18 protein-coding genes, 1 tRNA gene and 1 pseudogene are annotated in these 17,547 nt (G+C 62.5%); 9 read left to right on the top strand and 11 right to left on the bottom strand.

Annotation, left to right across the window (positions count from 1 at the left end):
* The first annotated feature begins 95 nt into the window (after nt 1-95).
* The 5 genes from O1Y97_RS07775 to O1Y97_RS07755 all read left to right on the top strand — a co-directional run bounded on the left by O1Y97_RS07775 (nt 96) and on the right by O1Y97_RS07755 (nt 3,924).
* Nucleotides 96-245, top strand: a complete 150-nt coding sequence (locus tag O1Y97_RS07775) for a hypothetical protein (RefSeq protein WP_055973301.1) — start codon at nt 96-98, stop codon at nt 243-245.
* Nucleotides 242-1,153: a site-specific tyrosine recombinase XerD gene (locus O1Y97_RS07770; RefSeq protein ID WP_318763649.1), complete on the top strand. Its 912-nt coding sequence runs from the start codon at nt 242-244 to the stop codon at nt 1,151-1,153. Before O1Y97_RS07775 ends, O1Y97_RS07770 begins: the two co-directional genes overlap by 4 nt.
* A gap of 98 nt (nt 1,154-1,251) precedes the next feature.
* Nucleotides 1,252-2,202, top strand: a complete 951-nt coding sequence (locus tag O1Y97_RS07765; protein WP_108606800.1) for an acetyl-CoA carboxylase carboxyltransferase subunit alpha — start codon at nt 1,252-1,254, stop codon at nt 2,200-2,202.
* Between the two features lie 223 nt (nt 2,203-2,425).
* Nucleotides 2,426-3,685 (top strand): L,D-transpeptidase family protein, encoded by a 1,260-nt coding sequence (locus tag O1Y97_RS07760; protein ID WP_318763648.1) that lies wholly within the window; start codon nt 2,426-2,428, stop codon nt 3,683-3,685.
* Nucleotides 3,686-3,690: 5 nt separating this feature from the next.
* Complete coding sequence (locus tag O1Y97_RS07755) at nt 3,691-3,924, top strand: sulfurtransferase TusA family protein (protein WP_318763647.1); 234 nt, start codon at nt 3,691-3,693, stop codon at nt 3,922-3,924.
* A 293-nt stretch (nt 3,925-4,217) separates the two neighbouring features.
* Here O1Y97_RS07755 and O1Y97_RS07750 read toward each other — a convergent pair whose 3' ends face one another.
* Together O1Y97_RS07750 and O1Y97_RS07745 are read right to left on the bottom strand one after the other, a co-directional pair.
* A complete protein-coding gene (locus O1Y97_RS07750; RefSeq protein WP_318763646.1) occupies nt 4,218-5,330 on the bottom strand; it encodes a CobW family GTP-binding protein in 1,113 nt (370 codons plus the stop codon).
* The gene (locus O1Y97_RS07745) at nt 5,327-6,478 is read right to left on the bottom strand and encodes a D-alanyl-D-alanine carboxypeptidase family protein (RefSeq protein ID WP_108606796.1); all 1,152 of its coding nucleotides are present in this window, start codon (nt 6,476-6,478) and stop codon (nt 5,327-5,329) included. The genes O1Y97_RS07750 and O1Y97_RS07745 overlap by 4 nt, the downstream gene beginning before the upstream one ends.
* 211 nt (nt 6,479-6,689) lie before the next feature.
* Here O1Y97_RS07745 and O1Y97_RS07740 point away from each other — a divergent pair, with 211 nt between their 5' ends.
* The 4 genes and pseudogenes from O1Y97_RS07740 to O1Y97_RS07725 all read left to right on the top strand — a co-directional run bounded on the left by O1Y97_RS07740 (nt 6,690) and on the right by O1Y97_RS07725 (nt 8,807).
* The gene (locus O1Y97_RS07740; protein ID WP_318763645.1) at nt 6,690-7,853 is read left to right on the top strand and encodes a M20 aminoacylase family protein; all 1,164 of its coding nucleotides are present in this window, start codon (nt 6,690-6,692) and stop codon (nt 7,851-7,853) included.
* Between the two features lie 107 nt (nt 7,854-7,960).
* Nucleotides 7,961-8,037: transfer RNA gene (locus tag O1Y97_RS07735), tRNA-Arg, on the top strand.
* A 324-nt stretch (nt 8,038-8,361) separates the two neighbouring features.
* A pseudogene (locus O1Y97_RS07730) lies at nt 8,362-8,569 on the top strand (site-specific integrase); the annotation flags it as partial.
* A gap of 10 nt (nt 8,570-8,579) precedes the next feature.
* On the top strand, nt 8,580-8,807 hold the full coding sequence (locus tag O1Y97_RS07725) for a hypothetical protein (RefSeq protein WP_318763644.1): 228 nt from the start codon (nt 8,580-8,582) through the stop codon (nt 8,805-8,807).
* Nucleotides 8,808-9,030: 223 nt separating this feature from the next.
* Here O1Y97_RS07725 and O1Y97_RS07720 read toward each other — a convergent pair whose 3' ends face one another.
* The 9 genes from O1Y97_RS07720 to O1Y97_RS07680 all read right to left on the bottom strand — a co-directional run bounded on the left by O1Y97_RS07720 (nt 9,031) and on the right by O1Y97_RS07680 (nt 17,436).
* Nucleotides 9,031-9,483 carry an urease accessory protein UreE gene (locus O1Y97_RS07720; RefSeq protein WP_183262494.1) on the bottom strand — a complete coding sequence of 151 codons (453 nt, stop codon included), beginning with the start codon at nt 9,481-9,483 and terminating at the stop codon, nt 9,031-9,033.
* A gap of 69 nt (nt 9,484-9,552) precedes the next feature.
* Nucleotides 9,553-10,245 (bottom strand): ABC transporter ATP-binding protein, encoded by a 693-nt coding sequence (locus O1Y97_RS07715; protein WP_108606772.1) that lies wholly within the window; start codon nt 10,243-10,245, stop codon nt 9,553-9,555.
* Nucleotides 10,238-10,966 carry an ABC transporter ATP-binding protein gene (locus O1Y97_RS07710; protein WP_183262495.1) on the bottom strand — a complete coding sequence of 243 codons (729 nt, stop codon included), beginning with the start codon at nt 10,964-10,966 and terminating at the stop codon, nt 10,238-10,240. The genes O1Y97_RS07715 and O1Y97_RS07710 overlap by 8 nt, the downstream gene beginning before the upstream one ends.
* Nucleotides 10,963-11,994, bottom strand: coding sequence for a branched-chain amino acid ABC transporter permease (locus tag O1Y97_RS07705; protein ID WP_108606770.1), 1,032 nt, complete (start codon nt 11,992-11,994; stop codon nt 10,963-10,965). The genes O1Y97_RS07710 and O1Y97_RS07705 overlap by 4 nt, the downstream gene beginning before the upstream one ends.
* Nucleotides 11,991-12,857 (bottom strand): branched-chain amino acid ABC transporter permease, encoded by an 867-nt coding sequence (locus tag O1Y97_RS07700; protein WP_108606769.1) that lies wholly within the window; start codon nt 12,855-12,857, stop codon nt 11,991-11,993. The genes O1Y97_RS07705 and O1Y97_RS07700 overlap by 4 nt, the downstream gene beginning before the upstream one ends.
* Nucleotides 12,858-12,934: 77 nt before the next feature.
* Nucleotides 12,935-14,182: an ABC transporter substrate-binding protein gene (locus O1Y97_RS07695; RefSeq protein WP_108606768.1), complete on the bottom strand. Its 1,248-nt coding sequence runs from the start codon at nt 14,180-14,182 to the stop codon at nt 12,935-12,937.
* Between the two features lie 82 nt (nt 14,183-14,264).
* Nucleotides 14,265-15,302: an alpha/beta fold hydrolase gene (locus tag O1Y97_RS07690; RefSeq protein WP_108606767.1), complete on the bottom strand. Its 1,038-nt coding sequence runs from the start codon at nt 15,300-15,302 to the stop codon at nt 14,265-14,267.
* 312 nt (nt 15,303-15,614) lie between these two features.
* Complete coding sequence (locus O1Y97_RS07685) at nt 15,615-16,184, bottom strand: ANTAR domain-containing response regulator (protein ID WP_159091599.1); 570 nt, start codon at nt 16,182-16,184, stop codon at nt 15,615-15,617.
* 142 nt (nt 16,185-16,326) lie between these two features.
* A complete protein-coding gene (locus tag O1Y97_RS07680; RefSeq protein WP_245439682.1) occupies nt 16,327-17,436 on the bottom strand; it encodes a transporter substrate-binding domain-containing protein in 1,110 nt (369 codons plus the stop codon).
* Between the last annotated feature and the right edge of the window lie 111 nt (nt 17,437-17,547).

The raw sequence follows: 17,547 nt of genomic DNA, 5'->3' as shown, positions 1-17,547 counted from the left end.
CGTTGCGTCAAGCGCAGGGCGCCAAGAGCACCCTTGAATTGCAGGAAACGGCGTCCCATAAGGGCACAGGATAGGACAGACGGGCAAACACATCGATGCCGACACTTTTCCGGTTCCTTGTCACGCTCGCCGTTCTGGCGGGCATCGGCTACGGCGCGATGTTTGCGCTGGTGATGTTCGTCGAGCCCAAGAAGGCAGAAATCACCATCCGCATTCCGCCGGAAAAGCTCGCGCCAAAGCAATGAAAAGCGGCGCGCGCATCGAAGCTTTTCTCGAAATGATGAGCGCCGAGCGCGGTGCCGCCGACAACACCCTGGCCAGCTACCGCCGCGACCTCGAAGACGCCTCCGAACATCTCGGCGGCCGCCTCGCCGACGCAGACGCCGCCGGCATTCGCGGCTATCTCGACGACATCGCCGGCCGCGGCTTCGCCACCACCTCGCAGGCCCGCAAGCTGTCTGCGCTCAGGCAGTTCTTCCGCTTCCTCTATGCCGAAGGGCTGCGCGGCGACGACCCCACCGGTATACTGGACAGCCCGAAGAAGGACCGGCCGCTGCCCAAGACGATGAGCGAGGGCGAGACCGGACGATTGCTCGACCGCGCGGCGGCGGAAGCGAAAGCTGCGGCCGGCAACGACATGGCGAGCGCAACGCGGATGCACGCGCTGGTCGAAGTGCTCTATGCCACCGGCCTGCGCGTGTCGGAACTTGTCAGCCTTCCGCTAACCGTGGCGCTGCGCGACGAACGCTTCTTCGTGGTGCGCGGCAAGGGCGACAAGGACCGCATGGTGCCACTCTCTGCCAAGGCACGCGAGGCTATGCGGCGTTGGCTGGAAGAACGGAATCGCGATCCGAAACTGGTGGAAAGCCTGTTCCTGTTTCCGGCGGCGTCGGACAGCGGCCACCTGCCCCGCCAGGTTTTTGCCCGCGATCTCAAGGCGCTGGCCGCGCGCGCCGGCATCGCCTCGGCAAAAATATCGCCGCACGTGCTGCGCCACGCCTTCGCCAGCCACCTGCTGCAGAATGGCGCCGACCTGCGCGCCGTGCAGCAATTGCTTGGCCATTCCGACATCTCGACCACGCAAATCTACACGCATGTGCTCGAAGAAAGGCTGTTGAAACTGGTCAACGAACATCACCCGCTTGCCGATTAAGGTCCATATCGCTATGTGAGTGCCACGTTCCACTGGCGCGGCGCCGCATTTTTCGTGCCCCGGTGCCTATTCTTTTCAGCGTGGTAGTCCGCTCGCCAATGTACAATTACCTCGATTTCGAAAAACCGGTCCAAGATCTCGAAGGCAAGATCCTCGAGCTCAAGAAGCTCGCCGAGAACGGCGAGGCCGTCGATGTTGGCGACGAGATCAAGCGGCTGGAGAAGCGCTCGCGCGATGCGCTGCGCGACGCCTACAAGGCGCTGACCCCGTGGCAGAAGGTCCAGGTCGCGCGCCACCCCGACCGTCCGCATTGCCTCGACTACGTCAGGGCCCTGTTCACCGATTTCACCACTCTCGCCGGCGACCGCAATTTCGGCGAGGACGCGGCCATGGTCGGCGGATTTGCCCGCTTCCGCGGCGAACCCGTGCTGGTGTTGGGCCAGGAGAAGGGTTCCGACACCAAGAGCCGCCTCAAGCACAATTTCGGCTCGGTCCGCCCCGAAGGCTACCGCAAGTCCGTGCGCCTGATGGAAATGGCCGACCGTTTCAAAATTCCTGTCGTCATGCTGGTCGACACGGCAGGCGCCTATCCCGGTGTCGGCGCCGAGGAGCGCGGCCAGGCCGAAGCCATTGCGCGCTCGACCTCGGCCTGCCTCGGCCTCAAGGTGCCGTCGATCGCCGTCGTCATCGGCGAAGGCGGTTCGGGCGGTGCGATCGCCATCGCCACTGCCAACCGCGTCTTCATGCTCGAACACGCGATCTATTCGGTGATCTCGCCGGAAGGCGCGGCTTCCATCCTGTGGCGCGACACGACGCGCTCCAAGGATGCGGCGACCAACATGAAGATCACCGCGCAGGATCTGCTCGGCCTCAAGATCATCGACCAGATCATCGACGAACCGCTTGGCGGCGCGCACCGCAATGCCGAGGCGGTGATTTCGGCCACCGGCGACCTGATCGCCAAGACGTTCAGCGAATTTGCCGGCTCGAACATCGATTTCCGCGAGCACCGCCGCGAGAAATACCTGGCCATCGGCCGCAGCCTCTGATTGCGTAAACTGTGGCCTGAATGGGCCACATCACCGTTTCGCCACAAAATTGCCGCCTCGCCGAGTTCAATGAACTTGCCGTGATTTTGCGCGCGTGGGACGGGCCAGGAACTTGCGGTAAGGATTTTTCAAGGTTAACGACCCTAAGGTCGAAGCAGTATCAGGACGGGCCGGCCGAAGGCGTGAATGCGCTGTGGCCGCAAATGAGACGACATTAGCAACGATGATCGCCAATATCGCACGTGCCGGATTGCTTCTCGCCGCTATCGCAGTGGCAGGCTGTTCGGAATCCTCCGTTACGGACTTCGTTCCGCAGCATGCCAACCGGCAGCTGCCGCCCAAGATCCTGGCCGAAATGAAGGCCAAGGGCATGAGCCGCAGTTCGCCCGTGCTGGCGCGCGTGTTCAAGGAAGAAGGCAAGCTGGAAGTCTGGAAACAGAAGACCAACGGCCGCTACGACCTGATCGCCGCCTACGACATCTGCAAGATCTCCGGCAAGCTCGGCCCGAAGTTCACCGAGGGCGACCGCCAGTCGCCGGAGGGGTTCTATACCGTACGTCCGGGGCAGATGAACCCGAACTCCAGCTATCACCTCGCCTTCAACATCGGCTATCCCAATACCTATGACCGCGCCAACGGCCGTACCGGCTCGAACCTGATGGTTCACGGCGCCTGCTCGTCGTCCGGCTGCTTCTCGATGACCGATGCGCAGATCGAGGAAATCTATGCCTTCGCGCGCGATGCGTTCAAGGGCGGCCAGACCGAGTTCCAAGTGCAGTCCTATCCGTTCCGGATGACCGCCGCCAACATGGCGCGCTATCGCAGCGACCCGAACTACCAGTTCTGGGCGATGCTCAAGGAAGGCTACGACCACTTCGAGATCACCAAGGTGCCGCCGAAGGTCGACGTCTGCGAAAAGCGCTACATCTTCAACCGCATTCCCGAGGGCGGCGCCACTTTCAACCCGACCGGCGCATGCCCTGCCTACACCCAGCCGCAGGCGCTGCAGACGGCCTACCAGTCCTACAAGTCCAAATACGACAGCGCCTTTGCCAGCGCCAGCGGCGGCGAGGCGCCCAAGCCGACCATCGCCGGCATCAAGGAAGCGGCCATCGTCTCGGACTGGACCAAGAAGCGGGCCCGCGGCGAGCGCGTGCCGATCGAGCCGCCATCCCTGAACCACGACGGCACAGTGACCGTCACCGACCGCATGGGCCGCATCGACTCGGCGGAAGGCCGCCGCATGGCAGCGCTTGACGCCGCCGAGGCCGCCAAGAAAAAAGCTGCCGAGGAAAAGGTCGCTGCCGCAGCTGCAGCCAAGGCCGCCAAGCTGGCCGCCCAGCAGCCGGTGGTAACGGCGACCGTGCCGTCCCCCGAGCCCGTGGCAACCGAAGCACCCGCGCAGGCAGCCCAGGCAGCCCCCGCCGAAGAGGGCGGCGCCGCCAAGCTCAAGAAGAGATTGCTCGGCATGTTCGGCAGCTGATCGGCGTGAGCGAAACCGCCGACATCTACGATCTCAGGGGACTCAATTGCCCCCTGCCCGTGCTGAAGGCCAAGCGGCGCCTGGCCGACATGGCCACCGGCAGCCAGCTCTGGCTCGAAACCACCGACCCGCTCGCAGTCATCGACATTCCCGCCTTCTGCCAGGACGCCGGGCACAGGCTTGTCGAGACGAAAGCCGTCGAAGGCGGCCATCGCTTCCTGATCGAACGGGCCGGCTGAGCTTCAGGCACTTGCAGTGCCTCCTTCGAGGCTCGCCCGCCAAGGGAATTACTGGCTCTGCCACAGCATTGCGGGCTCGTTCCTCAGGATGAGGACCGCGTACACCCAGCCAGCCCTACTCCAGAGATGCTAAGCGCTTTGTGAATCCGCTGCAGTTGGATCAACCGCCGGTGCATGAACAAACGCAACGGTCCTCATCCTGAGGTGCGAGCCCACTATGGCATTGAAAAGATAGGAGCAAATGCCGGCGGGCGAGCTCAAAGGAAGCACGCCGCAGCCGATAGACCCGGATCCTACCGGCCGGCGATGGCCAGCGGGTTGTTTTCCATCGCCTCGCGGTCGGGCGTGTCGATCGCCGGCTTGTTGACGAAGGCCGCAAACAGCCGCTCGACATAATCCTGCGGCAGGTCGATGCCGATCAGCACCAGCCGGGTGCCGCGAACCGCATCCGGCCAAGCCGGCAGGCGTGCCGGCGGATGCAGCATCTTCTGCACGCCATGGATGACCAGCGGCCGCAACGGATCCTCGGCCAGCTCGACGATGCCCTTGATACGCAAAAGCTTGTCGCCCTGGGTCGACAGCAGCAGGTCGAGGAACATCTCGACCGTCGAAAACGGCAGCGCGCCGGCATGGACCAGCGAAAACGACACGACGCGGGCATCATGGCGATGCGCGTGGTCGTGATGATGGTGATGATCGTCGCCGCCGTGGTGATGGTGGTGGTCGCCGTCCGCCGCCTCGCCGAGCCAGCGACGCACGTCGGCGGTCTTGGTCGTGGGATCGTAAAGCCCGCATTGCAGCAGGCGAGCCACGGCAGCACCTTCCACTTCGCGGATTTCGGCACCCGGATTGATGCGGGTGAGCCGCGCCTTGAGCGCGTCGAGCCAGTCGGCGTCGTCGACAAGGTCGGACTTGGTAAGCACGATGCGGTCGGCGACCGCCACCTGCTTGACCGCCTCGACATGGGCGTCGAGCGTCATCGAGCCGTTGACCGCGTCGACGAGTGAGATGACGCCGTCGAGCCGGAAGGCATGGATCAGCGCCGGATGGCCCATGATCGACTGCAGCACCGGCACCGGATCGGCAAGCCCGGTGGTTTCGATCACCACGCGTGCAAGACGCTGGATGCGTCCGGTCTGCAGGCGGTCGACCAGATCGGCCAGCGTATCGACCAGTTCGCCGCGCACGGTGCAGCACAGGCAACCGTCGGACAGCTCGATGATGCCGTCCGAAGCCTTTTCGACCAGCAGGTGGTCGATCGCGACATCGCCGAACTCATTGATGATGACGGCCGTGTCGGCAAGCTCCGGGTCTTTCAGCAGCCGGTTGAGCAGCGTTGTCTTGCCGGCGCCGAGAAAGCCGGTCAGCACCGATACGGGGATCGGAAAGGCCGCCTGCTGGTTCACGACCGGGCCTGGACGTTGCCTGAAACGAGCGGCGCGGCACCTGTGGGCGCCGGCATGTCGGGACGCCAGGTCGGCAGCGGCACGTCGGCATAGTCGACAAGGTCGCGCCCGCCGAGCGCCTTGGGCTTCGGCCCGGTGGCGCCGCCCAGGCTGACCGTCACCCAGTTCCGCGGGCGCGTCATTTCGGGAATGATCGAGACCTTTTCGGGCGCTGCACCCGCTTCCGTCGGCACGGGTCCGTCGGAGGCCACATGCTTGGACTTTTTCGAGCAGACCTCTTCGCGCATGTTGGTCGCCACGTCGCGGTTGTCGCCATAGGGCGTCAGTCCGGTGACACTCACCGAACTTCCGGAACGGCTGAAGCCGTTCTGCAGCAGCTTGGCGGCTTCTTCGGCACGGTCGTCGGGCGAGGTCGCGCCCAGAACGATCGCGGCGAGCGTCCTGCCGTCGCGGTTGGCCGAAGCGACCAGGTTGAAGCCGGATTCGCAGACGAAGCCGGTCTTCATGCCGTCGGTGCCCGGAAAGCGCCCGACCAGCGGATTGAAATTCTTGAGCTTCGCCTTGCCGGCGATGATGCCTTCGATATCGAAATAGGAGGCATATTGCGGATACTCGAGGCGGATTGCCCGCACCAGGATCGCGAGGTCGCGCGCGGTCGTGTACTGGTCGGGGTCATGCAGGCCATTGGCGTTGACCCAATGGCTGCCCGACATGCCCAGGCGCTGCGCCTCGGCGTTCATGCGCGCCGCAAACGCCTCGGTCGTGCCGCCGACATTCTCGCCGATGGCAGCCGCGACGTCGTTGGCCGACTTGACCATGATGATCTTCAGCGCGTTGTCGAGGGTCAGCACCGAGCCCGGCTTGTAACCCATCTTGGCCGGCGGGAAGGCCGCCGCCTTCTTGCTGATCCGGATCGGCGAATTGAGCGCCAGTTCGCCCGCCTGGACCGCGCGGAACGCCGTGTAGGCGGTCATCAGCTTGGTCAGCGACGCCGGATGCCAGCGCTGAAACGCGTCCTGATGCTCGATCACGGCGCCCGAATTGACATCGAAAAGCATCGCCGGATTGGCGGCAGCCGGGACGGCGCCCAGCGCGGTTGCGGCCGCAAGACCGAGGAGCATGCTTTTGACGAACTGCATCTTCATCATCAAATCCGAAATCGCCTCTTGCCGACCATAGCCGGCCGTCCATAAGATTTCCGTAAACCGGGATGGCAACGCGCTGGCCGGTACCAAAGACCATGGCCACGGCGTCGCCGCTGCTGCTAAATAACGTATGTGACGCCAAGATGGCAGAGCTTGCGCGATCACAATTGCGAATCCGGACCCCTGGTCCAACAAACAGGAAGTCGAGACCAAAATGCCGATCCTGAACCGAGCCGCCGAAATGCAGGAAGAGATCGCCGGCTGGCGCCGCCACCTGCACCAGAAGCCGGAGCTGAATTTCGACGTCTTCGAGACCGCCGACTTCGTCGTGGGCAAGCTCAAGGAATTCGGCTGCGACGAGATCGTCACCGGTCTTGGCAAGACCGGCGTCGTCGGCATCATCAAGGGCGGCCTTGGCACAGGCGGCACGATCGGCCTGCGCGCCGACATGGATGCGCTGCCGATCGAGGAGATCACCGGCAAGCCTTATGCCTCGACGGTACCGGGCAAGATGCATGCCTGCGGCCATGACGGCCACACCGCCATGCTGCTGGGCGCCGCGAAATATCTGGCGGAGACGCGCAACTTCGCCGGCTCCGTCGCCGTCATCTTCCAGCCCGCCGAAGAAGGCGGCGGCGGCGGCAATGAGATGGTCAAGGACGGCATGATGGAGCGCTTCGCGATCCAGAAGGTGTTCGGCATGCACAACATGCCGAGCCTGCCGGTCGGCCAGTTCGCCATCCGCCCGGGCGCCATCATGGCGGCGACCGCCGAATTCACCATCACCGTCACCGGCAAGGGCGGCCATGCCGCGATCCCGCACCGCGCCATCGACCCCATCGTCGCCGGCAGCCAGCTGGTCGCGGCGCTGCAGACCATCGCCTCACGCTCGACCGACCCGGCCGAGGCGATCGTCGTTTCGGTGACCAAGTTCATCGCCGGCTCTGCCTATAACGTCATTCCCGAGCACGCGATGCTCGCCGGCACGGTGCGCACGCTGAAGAAGGAAGTGGCCAAGCTCGCCGAAGCGCGCATGAACGCGATCTGCCGCGGTGTCGCGGAGACCACAGGCACCGAGATCAAGCTCGACTACGACGCCAACTACCCCGTCACCGTCAACCACCCCGAAGAGACGGTGTTTGCCGGCGATGTCGCCGCAACAGTGGCCGGCGAGCCGCAGGTGCACCGGGCGATCCAGCCGCTGATGGGCGGCGAGGACTTTTCCTACATGCTGGAATCGCGCCCCGGCGCCTTCATCTTCATCGGCAACGGCGACAGCGCCAACCTGCATCACCCAGCCTACGACTTCAACGACGAGGTCATCCCCCACGGTGTCAGCTACTGGGTGCGGCTGGCCGAGACGGCGCTCGCCGCCTGACGAAAATCGGAGGCGGCAACGGCGCGACAGAGGTTTTGCCGCTGCCGCCGATGTTCGGCAAAAACCGTTGGCGAATCCGCCGGAAGCCGCTATGTGTGCAGCCGAGTGGTCCCGTAGCTCAGTAGGATAGAGCGGCAGATTCCTAATCTGTAGGTCACAGGTTCGATTCCTGTCGGGATCACCAGCAAAATCAAGGGCTTAGCTTCCGATTTCTGCTGGTGACATGTTGCAACTGAGTTCCCTTGATCTCCAAGGATTATTACGCGCACTCGGCTAGTCGACGCGACATGGTGGGGCTGCTGTGCATCTGCTCTACTGTGACGAAAGCAATATCGACGAACACTCGGGAGACTTCCTCGTCTACGCCGGGGTGATGATCTCGGCCGAGGCGGCACCGAGCCTATCCGCAGCAATCGAGAATATTAGAGACGATGTAGGCATCCCACGGGATTTCCGACTGAAGTCAATCCGCGACCGGACAACCTGACCTAGGCCATCGCGGCTGCCCGAGTACACCCGCTTACACTCCCTCCGGCATTTCTACGCGTCGTGGTGCATCAACCGCCGAGAGGACGGCGGGGCTTGCCCTCCCCCCGAAGTCAGTGCAGGAGCGGCTGGGGCACTCTGCCTTGACGATGGACGCCTACTCACATCTATTTCCACGCACCGACGACGCATCGGAATTTGCGTGGGCGGAAGCCGCTTTGCTAGGGTGAAGAGGAACTGATGCCAGACAAGGACGTCAAGACGCTCAGCCTGCTCCAGAGGTTCCGCCTTATGGAGCGTGAGGCCAGGGAAGCCGATTTGAAGCCCTGGAACTTTCATGAAAATGGCAAATGGTACGGCGAGAAATATGACAAATACGGGCTAACACGCCCTCTGCAGACGTTTTGTGTTTTTGCCATGATCGTTATCATCGCATTCGGGATTTGGACCCTTTCTGGCCCTCTCTGACTTGCGAAGCGTGCCGGCGGGACGCGACATGAACGCAACATGGAGCCTTACACGTGTGCGATATATAGCCTTCCGGAAGCTTCCTAATCTGTAGTCACAGGTTCGATTCCTGTCGTGATCACCATGCTGTTCAAGCACTTATCGAACCGTCATACGCCTTCTTTGCGAATTGGTACGGCAATCTTTGCGCAGGCGCGGCTGCTGTCGCGCGCAGGCTGACCAGTCATTTGTCTTCGCCGAGGAAAACAACGTCGCCACGGCCGAGCACATGGTTGAGGCGGTCCAGAACGTGGCCGGATCCAAGTTCGCCGACGACGTAGAGATGGTCGCCTTCGAAACGCACCGGCCAATGCATGTTGCCGGCGCAGTATCCGAGCTCGATTCCCGCCGCGGCATCGACCGCCTTGAAGATCAGCCACCTCTCAGGCTCCGCCCGGACGACGATGGCGCGCTTGTCCTCGAGCAACAGCACCGCGCCGTCGACAAGCCGCTGCGTGCGCGGCAGGGAGATCGCGCAGAGCGTGCCTCGGTCTGTTGTCACCGACAGGCGCCGTCGGGCAATTTCGGCGGTGTCGAGCATGATGAACTCGACACGGCCTTCGTGATCCAGCAGATGGAGCCGGGCGCTCAACTGCTGGTCAGCCGCCAATCCGACAATGGAATTCAGCTTCAACATTCGACATCCCCCTGGAGCAGTTGGCCGCACGTTCTGGATCCCGTGGCAAATTCGCAGCCGGGTCCCGGGTCAGATCCCCAGATGGGCGTCGACGATTTCCCTGTCGTAGAGCTGGTCTGGCGAAATCTCGGCAACGAACGCGCCCTTCTGGATGATCAGCACACGATCGGCCAACTGGCGGATGAAGCGGATGTCCTGTTCGACCAGGATGATGCCCAGGCCCAGCGTAACTTTCAGTTCGCCGAGCTTTTCAGCGATGAGATCGACGATCGACGGCTGTATGCCTTCAGTCGGCTCGTCGAGCAGCACCAGCTTCGGACGCCCGGCAAGGCAGCGAGCCAGCGCCAGTATCTGTTGCTGTCCACCTGACAGCCCGCGGCCGGGCCGCTCGAGCAGATCCTTCAGCACCGGGAAATGCCCGAGCATCTCGGGTATGGCGCTTGCGCCATCGCGCATGATCTCCCCCATCTTCAGGTTCTCCATGACCGAAAGCAGCGGGAAGATGTCGCGGCCCTGCGGCACGTAGCCGATGCCGGCGCGAGCCCGCTCGGACGAGCTGGCAGACGTGACGTCGCGGCCGTCGAACTCGATGCGCCCTTGCGTCGTCTTGATCTGGCCGACGAGCGTGCGCAACAGCGTGGTCTTGCCCATGCCGTTGTGGCCCAGGATGCCGACGACCTCGCCCGGCTTCATCGTGAAATTGATGCCGTGCAGGATCGGGATCCGACCGTAGCCGGAGTGCAGGTTCTTGACCTCAATCATCTTCGGATTTCCCCAGATAGACTTCGCGGACCAGTTCGTTGCCCTGAACCTTGTCCATCGTGTCCTCGATCAGCACGCGCCCCTGGTGGAACACGGTCACCGTCTGCGCGATCTGCTTGATGAACTGCATGTCGTGCTCGACCACGACGATTGCCGCCGACTTGTTGACCTCGCGGATGAGTTCAGCTGTCTTGTTGGTCTCATCCGCGGTCATTCCGGCCGCCGGCTCGTCGAGCAAGATGAGCTTGGGCTCAAGCGCCACCACCATGGCAAGCTCGACCCATTGGCGCTGGCCGTGGGCCAGTTCGCCGACCAGCCTGCCTGTCAGGGCGGTCAGGCCCAGCCGCTCCATGACGTCCTTGCCCTTGGCCGCGGCGCGCGCCTTGCCATGGCGAGAACGGGCGGCAACGGAGATGTTTTCGGCCACGGTCAGGTTGTTGAAGACGTCGGGCACCTGGTTCTTGATGCCGATGCCCAACCGGCTGACCTGATGCGGCTGGGCTCGGGTGATGTCGACGCCATCGAACAATATCTGGCCGGTCGTCGGCTTGAGCTGTGCCGTCAGCATCTTGAAGAAAGTGCTTTTGCCGGCCCCATTGGGACCGATCAGGCAGCGCAACTCACGCTGCTTCAGGCGGAAGTCGACGCTGGCGATGGCAACGACGCCGCCAAAGCGCTTTTCGAGGCCTCGGGTCTCGAGGATGCAATCGGGCGAAGTCATGGCACTCTCCTCTGCTCGACCAGCGGAGCGACGTAGGGACGGAATTTCAACCGCCGAAGGGCATCACTGACTGTCGGCACCACACCCTTCGGCACCAGCAGGACAAATCCGATCAGGATCGTGCCGAGCACTAGGTTGGCATTGAGCAGTTGCTGGGCGCCGAGCTTCGTGGCGATCCACTGGATGGCGAAGCAGCCGACGATGGGGCCAAGCAGCGTACCGGTGCCGCCGACGATCACCCAGATGATGACCTGCGCCGACTGCGCCAGTCCGAAGACATCGGGGCTGATGAACATGCCCCAGTTGGCGAACAGGCAGCCGGCCAGGCCAGCGATGGCGCCGCCAATCGCGAAGGTCGCCAGCTTGTAGAAGCGTGCGTCATAGCCAAGCAGTTCGGCGCGGCGTTCGTTTTCGCGAATGGCAACGACGACCTGGCCGAACCGGCTCTTCAGCATCAGCCGCAAGCCGACATAGACCGCCAGCAATGTCACGCCGGACAAGTAGAACAGGCCGTCAAAGGAGAGCGCGACGTCGGGCCTGCCCGGAAGGTTCAAAGGCGGAACAGCCGGGATGCCGTTGTAGCCACCCAAGGGGGCGGCGCCGATGACATACTGGGAACCGGAAGTCGCGCCCATGACCTTGTAGAGGATCAATGTCACCGTCAGCGTGATGACACCGAAATAGACATCGGTGATACGCGCGTAGAACAGGAAGTAGCCGAGCAATGCCGCAAACAGCCCCGGAACGACGATCGAGAGCAGCAGCGGAATGGTGCTGTCGCCGAAATTGATGACGGCGATGGCGTAGGCATAAGCGCCGATGCCAAAGAACGCCGACTGGCCGAAGCACAGGATACCGCCATAGCCCCAGATCAGCCCGAGGCTGAGCGCTAGGATCGCCATGATCACATAGGACGTCAGCTCGATCATCATGACCGGGTCGACGATCTGCGGCAGTGCCAGCAACAGCACCAGCCCCAACACCGTGGCGGCAACCAGTCCGCCGTTTCCTTGCCAATTCGCGGTCATGCCGCCCTCCTGAAGAAACGTCCGGTGATGCCTTGCGGCATGAACCGCAGCAGCACGACGGCAGCGGCAAGAAGGGCCACCTCGCCGATAACCGGGGTCGAAAGATATGTGATGATCTGGTCGATCGCTCCGAACAGCACCGAGGCCGAAACCGTGCCCGCAAGGATAGCCGGGCCACCACCGATGACGGTGATGAATGCCTTGGCGACATAGGCCGCGCCGATCGTCGGTACGATGCCCGTGATCGGCGCCATGACGCCGCCGGCAAGGCCGGCCAGGCCGGCGCCGACACCGAATGTGACGGCATAGACGCGCGATGGATTGACGCCCAGGGCTGCGGCCATGTCGGCATTCTGCATCGTGCTGCGGGCGATCAGCCCATAGCGCGTGAAGCGGAAGACAGCCCAGATCGCGGCGAACACGGCGATTGCGATGACGATGATGATCAGCGAGTAGGCGGCGATGCGGTAGTCGCCGATCTGCAGCGACCCTGCCGGTGCCGAAATACCCTCGGTGGTATTGCCGAAAACGGTCGTCGCCAGGCCGACCAGGAAAAGGCTCAGCCCCCAGGTCGCAAGCATGGTGTCGCGCGGCCGGCCATAGAGGAAGCGGATGATCGTCCGCTCGATGACCACACCGAACAACCCCACCACAAGGGGACTGACCAGAAGCGTTGCGACCCAGATGTTGACGCCCGCCTTGGTCGCGACGATCGCAGCATAGCCGCCGAGCATGAGGAATTCGCCATGCGCGAGGTTGATCACCCGCATCATGCCGAAAATGATGGCAAGTCCGACGCTGATCAGCGCCAAGCTTGCAACGGCTTTGAGAGCCTCAAAGGAAAGTACTACGAGCAGGTCCATAACCGGCACAGCCTCCTGGATCGCTGCGTGGTCGTTCGCTCCAGTGCGACCGAACGACCCGCAACCTTTCGGATCATTCAGACCTTGATGACGTACATCGAGTTGTCGTCGGGGTTCTTCTTGAGATCGCAGACGCCTGACGTGTCGAGCGGCTGCTGCTGCGGAAAGCTCTCCAGGATGTTGATCTTGCGGTCCTGGATCTGGCCGATGTTGATGTCCATGACGCAGTGATGCGTCTGCGGATCGATCGAGAACTTGCCGCTGGGCAGGTCGAGGCTGATGCCAGACTCGAGTGCCTCGATCACCGGCATGCGTTCGGCGGTGCCCGCCCGCTTGACCCCTTCCGCCCACAGGTAGACGGACTGGTAGGTGGCCATCGCCAGTTCGGTCACATACGGGTAGTCGGCACCGAAGCGTTTATGGAAGCGCTCCAGGAAGGCCTTGTTGGCCGGCGTGTCGAGCGACTCGAAATAATTGAAGCACAACAGGATGCCGTTGGTTTCCTCGGGCGAAAGCACCATCTGCTCGCCGCCGATGGTCATCGTCGTCGACGCCATCGGGATCTGCTTGTTCATGCCGGCAGCGGCCCACTGACGGTAGAACGACTGGTGCGCGCCGCCGACCAGGACGAGATAGAGGAAGTCCGGCTTGGCTTCCTGGATCTTCTGGATCGTCGATCCGAAGTTGGTGACGTCGAGGGGGAAGAAGTCCTCGCCGACGATCTGGCCACCGTTTTCAGTGCAATATTTTCGGGTCCACGCTGCGGTGATCTGGCCGTAATTGTAGTCGGCAGCCAGCGTGTAGATCTTCTTGCCCCATTTGTTCATCGCATAGGGCACGTGCTTGGATTGTTTCTGCGCTGGCGTGATGCCGGTGCAGAAGATGTTGCGGTCGCAGACGCCGCCTTCGTATTGGGTGTTGTAGAAGTAAAGCGTGTTGAGACGCCGGAGTACCGGCCGCATCACCTCGCGGGAGGCGGACGTAATGCCTCCAAACACGGCAGACACCTTGTCCTTCAAGGCTGCCTGCTGGGCATACTGCGGATAGAGCCGCATGTCGGTCTGGGTGTCGTAGGTGACCAGGCTGATTTGCTTGCCCAGGAGCCCGCCTGCCTGGTTGATCTCTTCGACGGCGAAGGTGATGGCGTCCTGCATCGGCTTTCCGGCCGCATCGAGACCTCCGGAAAGATCGAGCAAGCTGGCGATCTTGATCGTATCCTCTTGCGCGAAAGCGCGGCCACCGGCGCCGATCAGGCCGAGGCTTGCTGCGGCGGTAGCCGTCGTCTTCAGGAATGACCGGCGATTGACGCTTGAATTTATTATCATTTGCGTTCCCCTTTGCTTTGAGGCCTATCCGCGCGGATAGGCCCGGTCCAAGTTCATGTTCGGAAAAGAAAGGCGTTGCGGCTCAGCTCGCCAGTAGCTCCCGCCAAGCCTCGTCGAGGAACTTCACATCCGCCTTCCTGAGGCCGGATCCGCCGGCGAAGTGTCCATGGCTCGAGCGGAAGGGGCGAAGTTCCGCATTCGGCATGTGTTCGACCTCGAACGCGCTGTCCTCCGGCGGAAAGTAGAGGTCGCAGTCGCCCGGCATGACGATCGCCTTGGCCTTGATGGCGCCGAGCGCCTTGCGGAAGTCGCCGTTGTAGAGCTCGTTGTCGCTGATGTCGCCGGACTGCCAGGTGCGGATCATCGCGACCATGTTGTTGGCGTCGCGCAGGTTGAACCACTGCTCCCAATAGCCGACGATGAAATCCTCGACGGAAGCGTAGCCGAGCTCGAGATATTCCTCCTTGCGGAAGAATTCCTGCGAGAAGCCCCAGCCCGCATAGACGCGACCCATGGCGCGCAGGCCTTTGAAGGGCTGCTCGTCATACCAGCCGTCCTTGAAGGCATCGTCGGCCGTCAGCGCAGCTTTCACGCCCTCAAGCATCACATGGTTATGCTTTGCCGTCTTCGCCGAGCCGGCAGTCGGACAGATCGTCTCGACCATATCGGGATAGAGCGCAGCCCAATGGAACGTCTGCGCGGCGGCCATCGACCAGCCAGTGACCATCTTGATCTTGGTAATGCCGAACTTCTCGGTCAGCAGGCGATGCTGCGCCTTGATGTTGTCGTAGTAGGTGACATGCGGGAAGCGCGCCTTGTTGTAGGGCGCCGGCGTGTTGCTCGGCGAGGACGACAGACCGTTGCCGAAGACGTTGGGGATGACGATGAAATACTTGCTCGGGTCGAGCGCGCCGCCTTCCCGGATGACCCACTGGTTGTCGTAGTGAGTGGAGGCCATGTAGGTCAGCAGGACGATGACATTGCTCTTGTCGGCGTTCAGCCTGCCAAACGTCTTGTATGCCAGCTTGGCGTCAGGAAGGGTCATCCCTTTCTGGAGTTTAAGATCTCCAAGCTCGAAGACTTCATAGTCAACTTCCTTGTCTAGCTTCCACTGCGCCATAGCTACCTCCTGCATTTGGCAATAGTCCAAGGTTCGGCCGCCCTTCTCAGGCCGGCCGTGGTGATAGTTCTGCTCAGGCAATAAGTATTCGTCCCGACCCGTCAGGGTCAGTTGCTGTCTACCTCAGAACTCTTGGCGTGTTTTCTCCAGTGCGATCCGCAGTTGGTAGAAAAACGCAAAAACCCCGCGCACTCAGAAACCTGAGTTTGCGCGAGGTCAATCTTGATCCTCTATGGAGCGCAGCGCTTTTGCTGCGAAAGTCGGCTCGCTTGGAGCCATCGAAGACCCAAAGGCCTCACGAACATTTAGATGTTATTCCATCAATCCGTAGGCGTCAACCAGGGCCGCAGAAATTGCCGCAACCGACATCTGCTTGGTCATGGCTTGCCGTCGCAGATAGTCGTACGCCTCGTTGGCGCGCAGCTTCTTCTGCGTCATCAAGATGAGCTTGGCCTGCTCGATCTGGCGTGAGGCATGCAGCGTCTCCTCGAGCTTCGCCACCTTGTTCAGCAGCCGCCGCTCGTAGCTGAATATGTTGCGCGCCAGAGCAAGGTTGGACAGTATGGCCGCCGGCTGGCACGGCTTGACCAGCACCGCCTGGGCGTTGGAAAGCCTGAGCACGTCGACCGGTACACCCTTGTCCCCGTCCACGACCGCCACGACGGGCACCGGCGGCGCTCCGGAAAGCCACGGCGCCGTGGCAAGCACTTCGGCATCGATTGCCACCAGTGCGAAGTCGAAGCCGATCGGCGGCAGCGTTGGCGCTGGCCAAGTCATCTCCACGCGGCATCCGACCCGCCTCACCTCACGCAGGACGGCATCGCCCTGGCCGTCGCGCGGATGCACAAGAAGCACCGTCGACTGGCGCAATTCCGCCTGCACGCCTCCCGATCCGCGCGTAGCCCTTGGTTGCGCACCGCTTGCACGCTGCGAACCGTCAGCACCTGCGCCAGGGGAACTCCGAGTGGGCGGGCCGCTCATGACCGATCCTCGTTTGCGCAGTTCTCAACCAAGTCGGTCACCTTCATGTCACCAGAAATGGGTCGGGCCGCAGCGCGACCATCGATTCCCGCAGGATATCGAACCGGCCGCGGTCGTCCGCCTTGCCGATCCGCGTCCAGAGTTCGGCGTGGCTGTTCTTGTAGTCGATGCCGATCCGCCCCTGAGGGGCTGCGATCTCCCGGCCGAGCACCGCCGGGCGCAAGGTGTCGGTGTCCATGCTGTTGGTCTCGGCGACGGCCTGGGCGAAGAGGTGAACCTGAAAATATGCCGCCTCTGCGCACATGTTGGTCGACTCGTCCTCGCCGAAGCGCTGTTTGAAGAGACGAACGAAGCGGTCGTTCTCGTCATTCTCCACACTCTCGAAATAGGTCGCAGCGGTGATGTGCCCGGCCCCGACGTCTGTTCCCATCAGCCGCAACTCCGCCTCGCAGGTGTTCAAGCTGCCGATGGGCATGTTGTCGGGGGTGAAGCCGGCGTCGGCGTAGGCCTGGTAGAAGTGAGAGATCGCCTGGCCGACGACCGTCGAAAAGATGACGTCGGGTTTGTTGTTGCGAAGGTCGCGGATGATCGGCCGAATATCGTTCGGGCTGGCACCGAAACTCAAATATTCCTCGCCGACGATGGTGCCGCCTTGGCCGCACACCAGATCGCGCACGATCCGGTTGGTTCGCCGGGGATAACAATAGTCGGTGCCCAGCAGGTAGAATCGGTTGCCGTGGGTCGTGAGCAGGTAGTTGATCAGTTCGATCGTGTTCTGGTTGGGCGACGACCCGGTGTAGATGATGTTGGGCGAGAACTCGAAGCCCTCGTAACGCGTCGGGTACCACAGCAATGCGTTGACCCGCTCCACCAGCGGCAGCACCGCCTTGCGGCTTGTCGAGGTGTAGCAACCGAAGATCGTCGTGACCCGATCCTCGATCAGAAGCTTCCGCGCATAATGGGAATAGAGTTCGGTGCTGGATGTCGGATCGTAGATGATCGGCACGATCTCGCGACCATTGATGCCGCCCGCCGCGTTGATTTCGGCGATGCCCAGCATCGTGCCCTTGAGCTGGGTCTCCTCGATCGCGCCGGTGTCTCCGGATTGCGAGAAGAGGACGCCGACGCGCCAAGGCTCACCCGTCGAGCCCATGCTCAACCGCCGCCTCTGGCAAGATGACATGCCAACATCTTATCCTCCGCCGTCCATGCGCCTCGTCGGCCGGGTTCCAGCCATGGCCGACGCAGCTTATGCGCTGCTACC

The organism is Aminobacter niigataensis, from assembly GCF_946995915.1.
GTDB lineage: Bacteria > Pseudomonadota > Alphaproteobacteria > Rhizobiales > Rhizobiaceae > Aminobacter > Aminobacter niigataensis.
Note: the sequence above shows the minus strand (reverse complement) of the source record. Positions and strands in the feature narration are given on the sequence as shown.